Genomic DNA, 15,250 nt, shown 5'->3' with positions numbered 1-15,250 from the left:
CGAGCCGCCATGAAAGTGAAACGAACGATTCTTGTCGCGATTGCCTGCTTGTTTTGCTGGACGAGTGTTCTGCAAGCAGAAGTAACGGTGACCATTCAAGACACGACTGTTTCTCCCGGTGGCATGGTGGATCTGGACATTCTGATTGAAGGTGACGGGGCCGACGTTGGGCTGAATAATTTCGTCATGGTGATCGGCGTGACCGAGATTGTGCCCGACGGGACCAGCTCGCTTACCTTTATTGATCCCGACACAAACGCTTACCTAGAAGATGCAGACTACATCTTCGCTGGCGTCAGCGAGTCCTTCATCGACTTTGATGGCGACAGCACAAACGGTGATGCTGACGCGGTGTTGATCCAAGACGCGCACATTGATCTTGATGAGAATGTGACGCTCGTCGATGGCACGCCTGCATTGTTGGCGAAACTGCGATTTGAGCACGATCTTGCAGGATTCGCTCCCAACGAGACCGTTGGCACCGTGTTTCGCCTGGAGGCAGATCTGATTGATACAGAGTTTAATAATGCGGACGGAGACCTGCTGATCGTCAACGATGACAACGATGTGTTTGGCTTCATCACCGTCTCTGCTTCTGCAGTGCCTGAACCCGGAACCTTTGGGATGCTGGCTCTGATGACGGGGACGTTGGCCTGCCGCCGTCGGCGTCGCAAATAAACCCCAAACGCGGACAAGTCGGCTCAGCGGCTCTGGCTCAGCGGCTCTGGCCTTGCTGATTGGCTTGCCAAGTTTGACGCGTCCGCAGATCCATTGCGGTCAGCCAGCCACCGCCGTAGCACCACGTATCCAAGCAGATCAGATAGTCTGCATCGAGCACTTCACCTTCCTCGGAAGCCGTGTGTCCAACGACGGCCGTTTTCCCACTTTGGTGCGGACCGGGAATGCCAGATCGCAGGGAATGCCAGCGTAGGAGCTCCGGCGGCTGGTCTTCGAGCGGCAATTCCGGATCGTAAGCGGCGTGGGTGAAGAAGAATTCGTCCTGGACGTAGTAGTCTCCCAGCGAATCAAAGAACCGTTTGTGGTCGTCAGGCAGGAAATCCAGGTCCCCTGAAAAGCCATAGCTGTCCAGGGTTTCAACGCCCCCATGCTGTAACCAGCCTTGATGCCCTTGTCCGCTTTGCAGGACGTGCAGCATCATTTCTTCGTGGTTGCCAAGAATTGCGACCAAATTGGTGTAGCGTGAAAGGCACAGCAAGGTCTCGATCACACCTCGCGAGTCTGGGCCTCGGTCGACATAGTCGCCCAGAGTGACCAGCGTGTCCTCCGTCGTCGGATTCACGTCATCCAGGAGGGCTTCAAGGGCTGTGCGACAGCCATGAATATCTCCGATTGCTAATAAGCGACCAGCCACAGAAACCTCGCGAATTCCGATTCCGACCAGCAAACCCTGCGATTTCTCGCCGAATGCTGCATTGTGTGTCTGAAAATGGGTACGAAACGTTCCACCAAGGCGTTCCAAAAGCAGGAAACTCGCGCCAAAACTGGGTGCGGACCGCATTTAAGTTGCAAGTCTGCCACGGTTTAGCGAAACTGTCTAGTTGTCGAAGGTGGCAAAATACCTTTGACAGGGCGGCCAGACCCCAAGACGGACCATCGATCCAGCGATTCGCGTGCTGGCAGATTGTGTCGGCTGGGCTCACTGAACCGCCTGACTGGCCAAATTCGTGACGTGAATTCCTCGGCGATTGCCAGCAGCGGTAGGTGTTTTCCCGTATACTGTGAGGGGGAGATTCCTAACAGTCAACGGAAGTCGCCGCCGGAGCCGATCAATCCCTTGTTCCATTGAGGACATTGTTCCATTGAGGACATTGTTCGGTTGAGGACCTCATCACAGCGAGTTCCTGCGAGTAGCGAAACGCTTATCAAAAACCATTTTTTTTAAGCAACAATCCACGGTGGTCAATTCACGGGTCACCAATCACTGACGTGGAAACACGTCAAACAAACGGTTAGATATCAGCTTGACACCGTCCAGTGCTTATCAGCATTCGGCGGATCGGGCAGCCACTTGTCTCCACCAGCGATCAAGTCGATCGAACTCATTGCACGAACGGATTATCGGTAGGAACGGCCATGACAACCAGCCAAACACCATCAGAAAAGCCACCCGTGGCAGATGAGCCACAGTTGACTCCGGCATTGGCCGCAGCTGACCAGGCAGACGCATCAGCCCTCGATTCCTCCGCTGGCGTCGATCATGTCGATGCCTGGGACGAGGATGAACTGGAAGAGCAGGGTGTGCTCGAAACCGACGAGTCAACTGCCTTGATCGGCACCTTGGGCTTTCACATTCTGATTCTGTTGGCGCTGTTTGTTGTTCCCAAGCAGTTTTTTGAGCCCGAAAAAGAAGCCGTTGTCATCGTGTCGCCTCACAACGACAAAGACGACCAAGAGACCATCATCGAGGAAGTCATTCCCAGCGAAGTTCCCGAGTTGGAAATCGGCTCCAACGCTAGCGACCAGGAAGAAATGGCCGAAGCATCGGCTGAGATGTTTGCACCGATCGCCGAGATTCCCAGCCCCGTCTCGCTAGAAGACAGCGACATGGGCGATATCGAAGTCAATAACATTTTCTCGCAACCCATGGCGCCGGTTGATCGCTTGGTCAACCAGAAAGGCACCGTCGGCCAAGGCACCAGCGGTGCGGCAGGCGCCGTCGACCGACTGACCTTCGAGATCCTGCAGTCAATGGAAGAACGCCCCACCTTGGTCGTGTGGCTGTTCGACCAAAGTGCCTCGCTGCACCGCCAACGTCGCGAAATCCGTGATCGCTTTGATCGCATCTACGACGAACTCGGCATCGTCGCGAAAAACAAAGCTGACCTCCCCGAAGAAGAACAAAAAGCCATCGCGATGCGAGAGCATCGTGGCATCATGGATCACAGTGCACCGCTGCTGACATCCGTGATCGGCTTTGGCGACAAGTTTAACCTGTACACCGAAGTGCCTTCGGCCGACATCCAGCAAATCAAAGAAGTCGTTGATGGCATCCAAGTCGACACATCGGGCGTCGAGAAAGTCTTTAGTGCCGTCCAGAAGGCCGCCGAAGAGTACAGCTACCTGCGAGCCAACCGCGCCGGCCAAGGTCCCGCGCGAAACGTCATGCTGGTCGTAGTAACCGACGAACGCGGTGACGACGAAATTCAAGTCGAACGAGCAATCAGCACCTGCCGTAAACGCGGCATGCCTGTTCACGTGATCGGTGTTCCCGCTCCCTTTGGTCGTGCGGAAACCTTGGTCAAATACGTCGACCCCGATCCAAAGTACGACCAAACTCCGCAGTGGGCCTCAGTTGACCAAGGCCCCGAATCGTTCATGTCAGAACGTGTGCGTCTGCCTTTCACAGCGAACTTCACCGAAGAGCCCGTGATCGACAGCGGATTCGGCCCTTACTCGCTGACCCGGTTGAGCTACGAAACCGGCGGCATCTACTTCACCGTTCACCCGAACCGCAATGTTGCTCGTCGAGTCCAACGACGCGAAGTGGCCGCCTATGCTTCCAACTTGGAATACTTCTTTGACCCTAACACGATGAGCCGGTATCGACCTGATTACTTGGCTCCATCAGATTACAAAAGCAAAGTGGAATCCAGCCCGCTGCGCAAAGCACTGGTCACCGCAGCACAACTGAAACCCGCCACCGGAATCTCGCGTCCTCGTCTGCGATTCTCCGGCATCGACCAAGCCCGTCTTTCCGGAGACCTGACCTTGGCACAGCGCGATGCAGCCAAACTGGAAATGCCCTTGGCACAAATGTCTCGCGTGCTGGAACCAGGACTGAAGTTCCGTGACAAAGAAACCAGCCCACGCTGGCAAGCTGGCTACGACCTAGCAATGGGTCGCGTTCTGGCTCAAAAGGTCCGAACCGAAACCTACAACGCAATGCTGGCCAAAGCCAAACTCGGCATGGCATTCGAAAAGAAAGACAGCAACACCTGGTTGCTTGAAGCCGCTGACGAAGTCTCCGTCGGAAGTAAATGGAAACGTGAAGCCGAAACCGCTCGCGAACTGCTGACCAACGTGGTCGAGAACCACGCCGGAACGCCTTGGGCGCTGTTAGCCCAGAAAGAGCTTGATGTGCCAATCGGATGGCGCTGGCAAGAGGAATTCACGCCTCCGCCACCACCGCGTCAGCCTGGCACCAACAACAATAACAACAACACCCCTCGGCCACCTCAAGACCCTCAAAAGCGCATGATCAAAATGGCCCCCAAGCGTCCGATTCCAAAGCTGTAATCGCCCGGCAACCATCGATTCATCATCAGACCGCAGTCAGCCATGACTGCGGTCTTTTTGTTTACCTCCGGCGTGGCTGCCAAAGCCGAGCGTGCCGTTGCAGACATGCCGCATTGCAGACGAGACGTCTTCTCTACACGCGATGGACAAGCGAACCTGCCAGAGGCGTCAGGCGGCTTCGTTGCGATCGTTGTATCGTTTCAGCTTATTCGTTAGCGTTCTCAACGAGACGCCTAGCTTCTCCGAGACAAGCTTGCGGTTACCAAAATGATCAATCGCGGCAAGAATGATCTGCCGCTCGGTCTCTTCCAGATCGCGATGCAACCACTCGGTGGGCAGTGGACGCTGTTTGCCGTCTGCCGTCGCTGAATCAACGTCGGCATCTTTAAACACCTGATAGATCGGCGGGCCGTCACTGGAATGCTGCATTCGTGCCGACTGCAAGTGCAACACTTCTTCACCGATTTGCGGCGATGCTGTCAGCACGCAAGCACGATGCACGACGTTTCTAAGCTCTCGCACGTTTCCCGGCCAAGAATACCTGGACAGGCTCTGCATGGCCTGGGACTGAAAACCAGTGATTGCGAATTCACTTTCACCGCGAAACTGATCCAAGAAGTGCATTGCCAACAGCGGGATGTCCGATGGACGCTCGCGTAGAGGCGGTATGTTAATCTCGATGACATTGATGCGATGCAACAAGTCCAAGCGGAAGGTTCCCTCATCGGTCGCTTGTCGCAGATCACGATTGGAGGCACTGATGATGCGCACGTCGTGCTGCAAGGACTGACTGCTGCCAACGCGTTCGTAGTGTTTGGATTCAAGCACCCGCAACAGTTTTGCCTGGGCAGGCAAGGGCAGTTCCGTGATTTCATCCAGGAAGAGCGTTCCGTCGCCGGCGACTTCGAATCTGCCTTGGCGCTCACTGACAGCCCCCGAGAAAGCGCCTCGCTCGTGCCCGAACAATTCGCTCTCGACCAGATTCTCGGGTAACGCTGCACAGTTCACTGCGGCCAGCGGTCGGGCATTGCGAGCACTGGATTGATGCACCAGTTGTGCAAAGAGCTCTTTTCCTGTCCCACTTTCCCCGGTTAACAGAATCGGTGCGGACGAACGAGCGGCGCGTTCAGCGAGTCGAATCCGACTCAGCATCACTGACGATTGGGTAACAATCATGACACACGCCCTCCCTGCGCTGCAGCTTGATTGGCCTAGGAGCGACTTCCACGCAAATACGCCTTCTGCATGTCAACGGCGCGCACGCTGTTTTTCACCTGCGGATAAAGACGCTCCAGTGACGCCGCTGATCGCTTTTCCAGCTGTCCCAGATCGTCAAGCAAACGTTCCGCTAATCCGATCGTCTGTTGATTGACATCGAGCACTTCACTGGGGAAGTGTCCAAATTGTTCCTGGTAAGACTGCCGCAGTGGTTGCAGGATTTCCTCCAGGCGTTTGATGACAATCATTTGAGTTTGAATGTCCTGCTGCAACAACGTCCAGCGCTGCGCCGCAGCCCCCGGCTTCGCGTTCGACGAATCGGGCGAATCAGCTTCAGCGTCCATGGTTTCCAGCGCATGCTGGATGGTGCCAGAAAGCTGCTGGTAAAACGTCAGTAGTCGCTGCGATTGCTCAAGCAGTTGAGACTCAGGTGATTCAGTTTGCATTGGCGGCTGTGGGATTGAGGCGTTCCATGAGAACCGTTGCTTGCTGCATTTGTGCCTTTGCGTCGCTGGTCTCTTGTACATGTTCCAACCACCACTGAGCGGTTGCCAACATGGGGTCACTTGACTTGGTATTGACAATCTCACGCAGCAAGGACTCGGCTTTTCCATGATTACCCGTTCGGTAGTGGCACATTGCCACCATGAACCCGACCCATGTCGAGTCTTCTGGGGCAAGTTGACGCGAGTCCAATTGAGACAAAGACAGCAAGGCGGTTTCGTAGCTTCCGGTTTGATACAAGCTTTCGCCAAGTGCCAGATGATCGACTGGTCCATCGAGCATCTGCGTCGCGCTCACGTGTTGTTCTTGCTTGGCGTCCGACATTTCGATGGCTGAGTCATTGTCTCCAGGACCCTGTGGGTTGGTGATTGAACGACGCAGCAGCGCCTGTTGCTCATTCCCACCGTTATCCAGCGGCCCTCGCTCCAACACCGGTGGCGTGATGCCTTGTCGATTTTCGGAGCCGATCCTGGCGCTCATTTGATCACGCCAGCGGCGGATCATGCGAATTCGTTCGCGGATTTCATTCACGGATGCTTGCGTATCAACTGGATCGACAAACGTGTCATCGATAGAACGGGTACTGGAATCGGCCAAGTCGCTCGGCCCGCTATCCGCTGTCGTTTCGGCGCCGGTTGCATCGGTGGCGAAGGAACCGCCATCACGCAGCTGGCGCGACTGGCGAAGTTTCTTCAAGAGCTCGCTCAAACGAGACTCGGCGATTTCCGCTGAATCTCCGTCTGCCTGAAACAAGGCCAAGAAGGTTGGGTCATTCGCAGCCGGCTGCAACGAACCGCTGGATTCCGGCTGACCGGCCTGATCTGGCTGGCGCCGGGCAGAGTTCAATCGACTGAGGTGCTTCGCTGACAATGGATTCGTTTGCGACAAATCCAGATTGCTGGGCGGCGTTAACTGCTGACCATCAGCTGGCCAATGGATGTCAGCCATGACTTTCGTGCCATCCAAGTCCTCCGGTTGTCCGGAGGGCAATGGCGGCTGAGCATCAGCAAGCGGTGCCAAGCCTGTGCAACACAGCAACGCAGCTGCGATCGCGATCAAGGTCCTTAACTGATCCGCGGACGGCAAGCACTTGCCAACCGACAGCAGACCCTTGTGGGATGAATTTGACACGGCAGATTTGGATGAAAGTAAGAACTGCATCTCACAGATCATTGTGGCGGGTTGGGCAACGGGGTAACGGGCACAATCGGGTCTGGAACGGGTTCAGGAAGCAAGCCGGCGAAGCACAAGGCAGCCGAATAGTGCTGGCCTTGTGAACGCAGTGTATTGCCGAGCACCCCCAAGACATCAGCTTGTTGCTGACGCGTTAGCGGTGACTCCAGTAGGGTTCGGCAGATCGTTTCACTGGCATCTGCGTTCCCGCTGTCTAAAAGGATTCTGGCTTGCAGGTTCAACACCTTGGGGTACAGGTCAGGGGAAACCTTCCTAAATTCGTTGATCACCGCTGCGGCCTCTCGCAGTTGCGACGCTTGATACAGGGTATCAGCGAGTGCGTAGCGGATACGTTCTTGCCAGTAACCGGTTGGGGCTTCTTGCAAGGCAAACTTCAGTTGTTCGACAGACCGGTTGCGAATCCCGATGGCGCTGTAAGCACGCGCCGCGATCAACGCGTCAGCAAAGTTCTGGATGTCCTGATCTCGCGTTGCGGCAAGAGCCAGGACGAGACGCTGCCCCTCGTCTTGCAACCCGGGCTTATCGACATGCTTTTGATACCTGCAGTAAGAACCAAAAAGCGAGGCCAATCGCTGAGGGATATCCCCCAACACGCGATCTTTGTTTTGAAACAAAGCCCGGTTTGCATCGTCAAATTGCTCCTGCAGTAGATACGCTCTTGCCAGCGCCAGAACGGCTTTGGAAACCACCTCCGGGTCGTCGCTATGTCGCGTCGCGCTCGAGGCAGCGCGGACGGCCTTTTCCATGTTGCCGACCTCGATTTCCAGATCTGCAATCATGCCGTGGATTTCGCCTTGCAGTTCCGCCTGCAACGTCTGATCCAGCGCCATGTAGCTATTGTGCAGCGCTTCAATTTTCTCGCCCTCGGCCATTTGCAACGAAGCTTCGTTGAAATGCAACACAGCGTTGAGTTCACCGTTGGGTTCGCTTTTTCGCGCGGCGCGGTACTGGTCCCGTGCGTTTTCCCAGATGCCTGCCAGCCGAGCATTATTGCCAGCGTGCATGACGGCAACGGCTTGCTCCTGGCCTTTGGGATACAACAACTGCAACTGCTGTAGAAGCCGCGCCAGCCGATCGTAATCATAAGCCGCCAGGTCTTTCTTCTGCAGTTCGGCCCGCGTAGCGACAGTGATCTGGGCGTCCTCTTGCTGCCAAACCAAATCCATCGGTTGCAACGCCATGTCCAAAAACGTTGCCAAGGACATCGCGGAGGTCTGCACGTTTAGCAAACGCCCAACCAATTCACGATTCGCCCGATCACTGACCACAAACGTCAGCTCCGTCATCCCTTGGAGTTCATTGATCAGGTCCAGGTAGGCACGTCCAGCTAGCTGAGCTTTGATTAACACCACGCCGGCCATCGGGCTGGGCTGCTGCAAGACTTCTAGTCCAACGTGCGGTGACGCCAAACCCTGATCGGCCCCGACGGAGTCAAGCAATTGCAACAAGTAAGTGAACGGAGGCTCAGTGTAGTGATACTGCAAACGTTTATTTTCGATCAATTCACTGACGATGGGCGATTCATTAAACTGCTGCTGCAAGCCATTGGCCAGCTGACGAGCAATCTCTTGTCGCAACAGTTCCGGCACAGCGGCATCGGAATACATCAGATACATTTCGCTAAGCAGTGCCAGTGATTCGCGTCGATGCCCGGCCTTGTTCAGTGTTCTTGCCATGCCTTCCAGAGCCAGCAACTGCACCGTGGCCCCCGGAGCAGAGCGTTTGATCGCCAGTCGATAGTGATCATTTGCCAAATCAAATCGCTGTGACAATTCGGCCGCCATCGCCATGCGAACCAGCTGCCAGGGGGCCAGGCGATCCATTTCCAACGACCACAACCGCTGGCAATGATCGTAAGCGCCTTCAGCGTTACCGCCCAGCAGCAGTCGATCGCCAAGCTGGACAGCCTCCGGCACGACACCTTGATTGGTCGGCACTGCGTTTGACGCACCACCTGCAGCATTTCCATTGTCCGCCGAAGGAACTTGCGTGGAAGCATCTTCAGTCAACTGCCCCCAAACCGACTCGCCTTGTTTGGGCGGTTGCTTGAGGCCGGTCGCGTTTGGATCATTCGGTGAACCAGAATCGTCTGGCATCGCATCTGAGTTTTGCGGCCGCGGCGTTGGGTTCACAGACGGTGGTTGCTGTCGACTCTCGGCACCCGCCATGTTCGGCGCCGACGAAGCGGCACTGCCCACGGAGACCGCGCCAGTGGTCAGCGCAGTTGCAGGATCTTGATACGGGGTCAGAGGGAAGTTTCCGGTCCCTGGAGAGCCAGGCAAATAAGGGGAAACCCTCGGCGACAAGTTGCTTGAATCGACGGTGCTCGCCCCCGGAAGGCTGTCCGCTGACGGCCAGTTGACAATCACACCCCCTGCGAAGGAAGCGGCCAACAGTCCGGTAATCCACATGGCTTCGGTACGAATCACAGTCTGAGTTCTCCGTAAATTGCGGGGCCAAATCTCGATAGACACCTGCGTCGGCAATTCCGTAGAACCGAGCAATCAAGCAAATGCATCGTGGCCCCTGCATTCGTTAAGACATTATCGTCTAGAAAAACTCTGCGGCTTACAGGTTTTATACGCAAGCATGCAAGCCCAGAGACGACAACTTTCTCAGTCACCCAATGCGGAGTAAAAGACATGCGAATCAATCAAGTTGGCAATCCCTCCCCGCCGGAGTATCGGCGTCTTGACTCACCAGCAGTCAACCAACACAACGATACCTCGTCATCACAGGCGCAGCCCTCTTCGACCAAGATTCAATTGGACTCCCTTCGTGATCTGCTTCAATCGACGAAGCAAGCCTCGGAGATTCGACAAGCAGTTGTCGATGACGTGAGGTCGAAACTAGACAACGGAGAATACAACACACGACAAGCCGCGATCGACACAGCGAGTTCGATTCTGGACTCGTAAGCAAGATCGTCACCGTTCACACAAATTGCGTGAACAATAAGCGCTACAGCGATAACGGATGTCGCTTTTTGACTAACAGGAGGTTAGGAAACGATGGCACTGACCATTGCAAATAATGTCGGAGCTCTAAACGCCCGCAATAACTTGAATCGTTCCCAAGCAAAACTGGAACGATCCATTGAGCGTCTTTCAACGGGATTGAAAATCAACCGCGGAGCCGACGGCCCTGCGGCGCTGGTGATCTCAGAAAAACAGCGTTCACAAATTGCCGGCCTCAGAACCGCCATCGACAACACTCGAAAAGGTGTCGCAGTCGTGCAAACGGCCGAGGGCGCCTTAAACGAAATCAACAGCATCCTTATCACAGTCAGATCACTGGCATTGGATTCCGCCAACAGCGGAGTCAACGATGCCGATGCCCTGGCCGCAAACCAAGCAGAGATTAACGGCGCTTTGGATACGATCACCCGCATCGCAGAAAACACGCAGTTTGGCGAAAAGCAACTGCTGCAAGGCTCAGCTGGAATCTCCGGCACCGCCAGCGATGCCGATGTCACGTTCCTACGCGGATCTGGCAGCACCAGCGATGGGACCTACACCATTGACGTCACCACAGCCGCTGAACGCGCCAACATTGCTGCTGGGACCGCGCAGACAACGACCTTGGCGGCCAACGAAGTCCTGTTTATTAACGGAGTCAGCATCAACTTGAATCTGGGACTGGACCAAAACGGCGTGGTCGCGAGGATCAATGAATTCACCGACCAAACGGGTGTGATCGCCGACATCAGCGGCGGCGCCACGCGACTATACTCACTCCAGTATGGCTCCAATGCGGAAATCAGCGTCGCGTCGGACACCGTCGCGGCTGTCGACTCATCAGGTTTTGGCACCACGAAAATTACGGACATTGGTCTGAACATCGCTGGCGAAATTGACGGTATCCCCGCATCTGGCAACGGAAACGTGCTTACCAGCATCGCGGGCGCTTCAACAGGAGCCGTGGTACGCATCGCGGAATCTGCTGCTGACCCCGTTTTGTCCGAAAACGGTCTCCAAGGAACGATATCTACACAAAATAATGCACTAGTGTTTCAGATCGGACCCAATCAGAACCAAACCGCTCAGATCGCCATCCAATCCGTCCGTGCTGATGCCTTGGCACTCAACACGACTGGATCGGTGTTCACCAGTTTGGACGAGATTGATGTGACAAGCTTCAAGAATGCCCAGGACTCGTTGACAGTCATTGATGCAGCGATCGACGAACTTTCAAGCATTCGAGGAGAACTCGGAGCCTTTCAGGCGAGCACGCTGGAGTCGGTGGCCAACAACATGCTTTCCACGTTGGAAAACACGGTCAACGCCGAATCCGTTATTCGCGACACAGACTTTGCAGAAGAGGTTTCCACCTTTACCAATTCACAAATCTTGGTTGAAGCAGGGACATCCGTATTGTCCTCTGCCAACCAAACCACCCAGGCAATCCTGGCACTGCTTCAGTGAGTCAAACGGGGCCACAGCACATGGCTCCGGGAGAAAGGAGAAGCAATTAAACGTTCGATCATGTGGACCAATGCCCGCCAGCGCGGCGTGAGTCTGACAGGCGGCACGGGGGTGCCCATGATCAAACAAACTGTCCACCGACGTCCGGCTTCCTTGTGAAGCGGCGCGGTCCAATAACGCCATGGAAGAACTCAACGGTCAAGGAAGATGAAATGATCTCACGTCCGGAGTTTATGAAAGATGGCTTTGGTAATTTCATCCAATGTCCCTGCTCTTAATGCCCAAAACAACTTGAATCGATCAACCAATGCGTTGAATAAATCGATCGAGCGGTTATCAACGGGCTTCAAAATCAACCGAGGTGCAGATGGCCCTGCTGCCTTGGTGATTTCAGAGAAGCAACGTGCTCAAATCGCGGGCCTTCGTACCGCGATTGAAAACACGGAAAAAGCAGCTAGCGTGATTCAAACGGCTGAAGGCGCGCTAAACGAAATCAATACGATCTTGGTCAAGATGCGTTCACTGGCATTGGACTCCGCGAACACCGGTGTCAACGATGCCGATGCGATCGCTGCCAACCAAGCCGAAATCAACAATTCGATTGATACCATCGATCGAATTGCACGCAACACCCAGTTCGGCACCAAGCAGCTTCTCGATGGAAGCGTTGGTGTGAGTGGGTCAACCAGTGACACCGACGTCACCTTCATCAAGGGCGGTCCGAACACTTACTCGGGCGTCTACGATGTTGCGGTCACCGGTGTTGCTGAGCAAGCCTACATCTCGTCTGGCTTCACAACCACCACTCTGGCCGCCGACGAAGTCCTGACCATTAACGGCGTGAACATCACGCTCAATGGTGGAACGGACAAGGCCGGTGTGATTACGCGAATCAACGAATTCACGGAGCAAACAGGTGTGATTGCTGATGACCCAGCGGGTGCCGAAATCCGTCTGCGTACAGAGGCCTTCGGTTCGGATGCGGACATCACGATCGTCAGTGACACCACCGGTGCGGCAAGTTCAACCGGTTTTGGAACGGCACAACAAACCGATGTCGGTGCTAACATCTCCGGTACGATCAACTCGCTTGCTGCCGCCGGCAAAGGCAATACGCTGACCAGCACCGAGGGCGCCTCTAAAGGGACCATCGTGCGACTCGGTGAGGACACTACCTCAGCCACCACGTTGACTTCGACCGTCACCGGTGCTCAGGGGACAGTTGCGGTTCAGAACCAGGCGCTGCAGTTCCAAATTGGACCCAACCGATTCCAAACGGCCGAAATCGCAATCAATAACATCCAAACGGATGCCTTGGGTGTTGCGATGTCGGGCAACGTGTTCAACAGCCTCTCTGAAATTAACGTCAACTCCTTCAATAATGCACAAGATGCTCTGGAAGTGATTGACAATGCGATTGATGAGATCTCCACGCTGCGTGGTGATTTGGGAGCGTTCCAAAAGAACACTCTCGAATCGGTTGCCAACAACATGCGATCGACTCTGGAAAACACTGTCGCTGCCGAATCCGTGATTCGCGATACCGACTTTGCCGAAACCGTCGCCGAGTTCACCAACAATCAGACGTTGGTGCAGGTTGGCACATCGGTCTTGTCGAGTGCAACTCAGACGACGCAGTCAATTCTATCCTTGTTGCAGTAGGTTAATGAACCTTGTTTGACCTTCGACATTCTCAGGTCAACGCAACGTAACAAAGTAGCAATGCCAACCGGCCGCTGGACTCCAGCGGCCGGTTTTCTTTTGCCCCAACTGCAGATCTCAATTCCTATACCCTTTGGGCTGGCATTCTACGTGAGGCTAAACACCTGACAAATCTGAGCAAGTTTATCATTTCTATTTAAGTCCGGCTCCATGTTCGCAAGCTAGGGTTCAGCATGAACGTACTTGTTCATGCAACTGAAATAATCTCTTAGCCGGAGAATTTTGAAATGGCGTTAACCATTGCCAGTAATGTGAGCGCGTTGAACGCTCAAAACAATCTGAACCGTTCCACAAACAGTCTGAACAAGTCGATCGAACGACTTTCCACCGGTTTCAAAATCAACCGAGGATCGGACGGACCTGCGGCGCTGGTCATCTCGGAAAAACAGCGTGCTCAAATCGCTGGTCTGCAGTCAGCAATCCAAAACTCTGAAAAGGCTGCGTCGGTCGTCCAGACTGCTGAAGGTGCTCTATCAGAGATCAACAGCATCTTGGTCAAGATGCGTTCGTTGGCACTTGATTCAGCTAACACCGGCGTCAATGACTCAGCGGCCATCGCGGCCAACCAAGCTGAAATTGACAACGCGCTGGACACCATTGATCGGATTGCCAACAACACCCAGTTCGGCACGAAGAATCTGTTGGACGGATCATCAGGCGTGTCGGGTTCCGCCACCAGTGATGTCACCTTTGTCAAAGGTGGGGAGAATGCGACAGGCGGCACATACGCCGTTGCTGTCACCACTGTCGCTGAACGAGCCTTCGTGACAGCCGGTGCGACGACGACCACGACTGCCGCCGACGAAGTGTTGACCATCAACGATGTCAACATCACGGTCAATGCGGGCAGTACTAAAGCGGCGGTCATCACACGGATCAACGAATTCACCACGCAGACGGGTGTTGTCGCTGAGGACACGGGTGCGATCCGACTTCGAACCGAAGCCTTTGGCTCGGATGCTGACATCAGTGTCGTTTCAGACACCGCGAGCGCCGCGACCAGCACTGGCTTTGGTACGACGCTGACAACCGATACCGGTGTCAATGTCGCTGGTACGATCGGCACCTTGGCTGCGACCGGCAAGGGTGATGTGCTAACGAGTACCGAAGGCGCTTCCAAAGGAACTGTCGTTCGTATCGCCGAAGACACTACCAGCACGACAACCTTGACGCAATCGGTCACCGGTGCGGCGGGTGATGTCTCCGTGGTCACAAGCCGTCTGAAATTCCAGATTGGCGCGAACCGCAATCAAATGGCAGAAATTGCCATCAACGACGTCCGTACAGATGCACTTGGCACGGCACAGTCAGGCAACGGTTTCAACAGCTTGGCTGAGATCGATGTCAATTCTTACGACAACGCTCAGGACGCGCTGGAAGTCATTGATGCCGCCATCGATGAAATCTCCAGCTCTCGTGGGACCTTGGGTGCCTTCCAGGCCAACACTCTGGAATCGGTCGCTAACAACATGCGATCGACTCTAGAAAATACCGTTGCTGCAGAATCGATTATCCGTGAAACCGACTTCGCCGAAGAAGTTGCCAACTTCACAGCCAATCAGATTCTGGTTCAGACCGGTACTCAGGTACTGTCCAGTGCGACTCAGACGACTCAGTCAATCTTGGCCTTGTTGTCAAGCGTCTAAGGCACGCCATTCCGCTTAGCGGATTCCAATCAATCAAGCACATCAGGGATATCGTTACGATATCCCTGATCGTCGTCTGCAAGGCAAATCAAATTCATTCTTCTCACGACTTGCCAGCCGTTCGCTGTCCGTTGTCGGCCAACGCATAATCAACACAACAAGTCAAACCCAACACGTTGCTTGCGGGTACTTCCGTCACCGCGGACGCAAACACCCTGTGTCCGCTGCAAACCGAATCCCAAGCACCGATAACGAAAGAACCGGCAAGTGCTGTTTCCCGCTGGA

11 protein-coding genes are annotated in these 15,250 nt (G+C 54.8%); 6 read left to right on the top strand and 5 right to left on the bottom strand.

Features of this window, described 5'->3' with window-relative positions:
* Positions 1–9: 9 nt before the first annotated feature.
* A complete protein-coding gene (locus SV7mr_RS10575) occupies positions 10–678 on the top strand; it encodes a PEP-CTERM sorting domain-containing protein (RefSeq protein ID WP_145271778.1) in 669 nt (222 codons plus the stop codon).
* Between the two features lie 37 nt (positions 679–715).
* Here SV7mr_RS10575 and SV7mr_RS10570 read toward each other — a convergent pair whose 3' ends face one another.
* Positions 716–1,519, bottom strand: a complete 804-nt coding sequence (locus SV7mr_RS10570; RefSeq protein WP_419188375.1) for a metallophosphoesterase family protein — start codon at positions 1,517–1,519, stop codon at positions 716–718.
* Between the two features lie 575 nt (positions 1,520–2,094).
* Here SV7mr_RS10570 and SV7mr_RS10565 point away from each other — a divergent pair.
* Positions 2,095–4,257 carry a vWA domain-containing protein gene (locus tag SV7mr_RS10565; protein ID WP_419188374.1) on the top strand — a complete coding sequence of 721 codons (2,163 nt, stop codon included), beginning with the start codon at positions 2,095–2,097 and terminating at the stop codon, positions 4,255–4,257.
* A 168-nt stretch (positions 4,258–4,425) separates the two neighbouring features.
* Here SV7mr_RS10565 and SV7mr_RS10560 read toward each other — a convergent pair whose 3' ends face one another.
* The 4 genes from SV7mr_RS10560 to SV7mr_RS10545 are packed head-to-tail and all read right to left on the bottom strand — an operon-like array spanning position 4,426 to position 9,602.
* Positions 4,426–5,433 (bottom strand): sigma-54 interaction domain-containing protein, encoded by a 1,008-nt coding sequence (locus SV7mr_RS10560; RefSeq protein WP_145271775.1) that lies wholly within the window; start codon positions 5,431–5,433, stop codon positions 4,426–4,428.
* 35 nt (positions 5,434–5,468) lie between these two features.
* A complete protein-coding gene (locus SV7mr_RS10555) occupies positions 5,469–5,921 on the bottom strand; it encodes a hypothetical protein (RefSeq protein ID WP_145271773.1) in 453 nt (150 codons plus the stop codon).
* Positions 5,911–7,110: a tetratricopeptide repeat protein gene (locus SV7mr_RS10550; protein WP_145271771.1), complete on the bottom strand. Its 1,200-nt coding sequence runs from the start codon at positions 7,108–7,110 to the stop codon at positions 5,911–5,913. The genes SV7mr_RS10555 and SV7mr_RS10550 overlap by 11 nt, the downstream gene beginning before the upstream one ends.
* Positions 7,111–7,148: 38 nt before the next feature.
* Positions 7,149–9,602 carry a tetratricopeptide repeat protein gene (locus tag SV7mr_RS10545; RefSeq protein ID WP_145271769.1) on the bottom strand — a complete coding sequence of 818 codons (2,454 nt, stop codon included), beginning with the start codon at positions 9,600–9,602 and terminating at the stop codon, positions 7,149–7,151.
* Positions 9,603–9,815: 213 nt separating this feature from the next.
* On the opposite strand from SV7mr_RS10545, the gene SV7mr_RS10540 reads away from it, so the two are divergent.
* From SV7mr_RS10540 to SV7mr_RS10525, 4 genes are all read left to right on the top strand, one after another.
* On the top strand, positions 9,816–10,091 hold the full coding sequence (locus SV7mr_RS10540) for a flagellar biosynthesis anti-sigma factor FlgM (protein WP_145271767.1): 276 nt from the start codon (positions 9,816–9,818) through the stop codon (positions 10,089–10,091).
* Positions 10,092–10,184: 93 nt separating this feature from the next.
* Positions 10,185–11,597 (top strand): flagellin N-terminal helical domain-containing protein, encoded by a 1,413-nt coding sequence (locus SV7mr_RS10535; protein ID WP_145271765.1) that lies wholly within the window; start codon positions 10,185–10,187, stop codon positions 11,595–11,597.
* Between the two features lie 240 nt (positions 11,598–11,837).
* The gene (locus tag SV7mr_RS10530; protein ID WP_145271763.1) at positions 11,838–13,259 is read left to right on the top strand and encodes a flagellin N-terminal helical domain-containing protein; all 1,422 of its coding nucleotides are present in this window, start codon (positions 11,838–11,840) and stop codon (positions 13,257–13,259) included.
* Positions 13,260–13,546: 287 nt separating this feature from the next.
* Complete coding sequence (locus SV7mr_RS10525) at positions 13,547–14,965, top strand: flagellin N-terminal helical domain-containing protein (RefSeq protein WP_145271761.1); 1,419 nt, start codon at positions 13,547–13,549, stop codon at positions 14,963–14,965.
* Positions 14,966–15,250 lie beyond the last annotated feature (285 nt).

It is taken from the genome of Stieleria bergensis (genome assembly GCA_007745635.1).
GTDB classification, from domain to species: domain Bacteria; phylum Planctomycetota; class Planctomycetia; order Pirellulales; family Pirellulaceae; genus Stieleria; species Stieleria bergensis.
Note: the sequence above shows the minus strand (reverse complement) of the source record. Positions and strands in the feature narration are given on the sequence as shown.

Bases quoted from the DNA above. Each gene is read 5' to 3' on its own strand.
- SV7mr_RS10575 (WP_145271778.1), top strand. From the start codon at position 10: ATGAAAGTGAAACGAACGATTCTTGTCGCGATTGCCTGCTTGTTTTGC.
- SV7mr_RS10570 (WP_419188375.1), bottom strand. From the start codon at position 1,519: ATGCGGTCCGCACCCAGTTTTGGCGCGAGTTTCCTGCTTTTGGAACGC.
- SV7mr_RS10565 (WP_419188374.1), top strand. From the start codon at position 2,095: ATGACAACCAGCCAAACACCATCAGAAAAGCCACCCGTGGCAGATGAG.
- SV7mr_RS10560 (WP_145271775.1), bottom strand. From the start codon at position 5,433: ATGATTGTTACCCAATCGTCAGTGATGCTGAGTCGGATTCGACTCGCT.
- SV7mr_RS10555 (WP_145271773.1), bottom strand. From the start codon at position 5,921: ATGCAAACTGAATCACCTGAGTCTCAACTGCTTGAGCAATCGCAGCGA.
- SV7mr_RS10540 (WP_145271767.1), top strand. From the start codon at position 9,816: ATGCGAATCAATCAAGTTGGCAATCCCTCCCCGCCGGAGTATCGGCGT.
- SV7mr_RS10535 (WP_145271765.1), top strand. From the start codon at position 10,185: ATGGCACTGACCATTGCAAATAATGTCGGAGCTCTAAACGCCCGCAAT.
- SV7mr_RS10530 (WP_145271763.1), top strand. From the start codon at position 11,838: ATGGCTTTGGTAATTTCATCCAATGTCCCTGCTCTTAATGCCCAAAAC.
- SV7mr_RS10525 (WP_145271761.1), top strand. From the start codon at position 13,547: ATGGCGTTAACCATTGCCAGTAATGTGAGCGCGTTGAACGCTCAAAAC.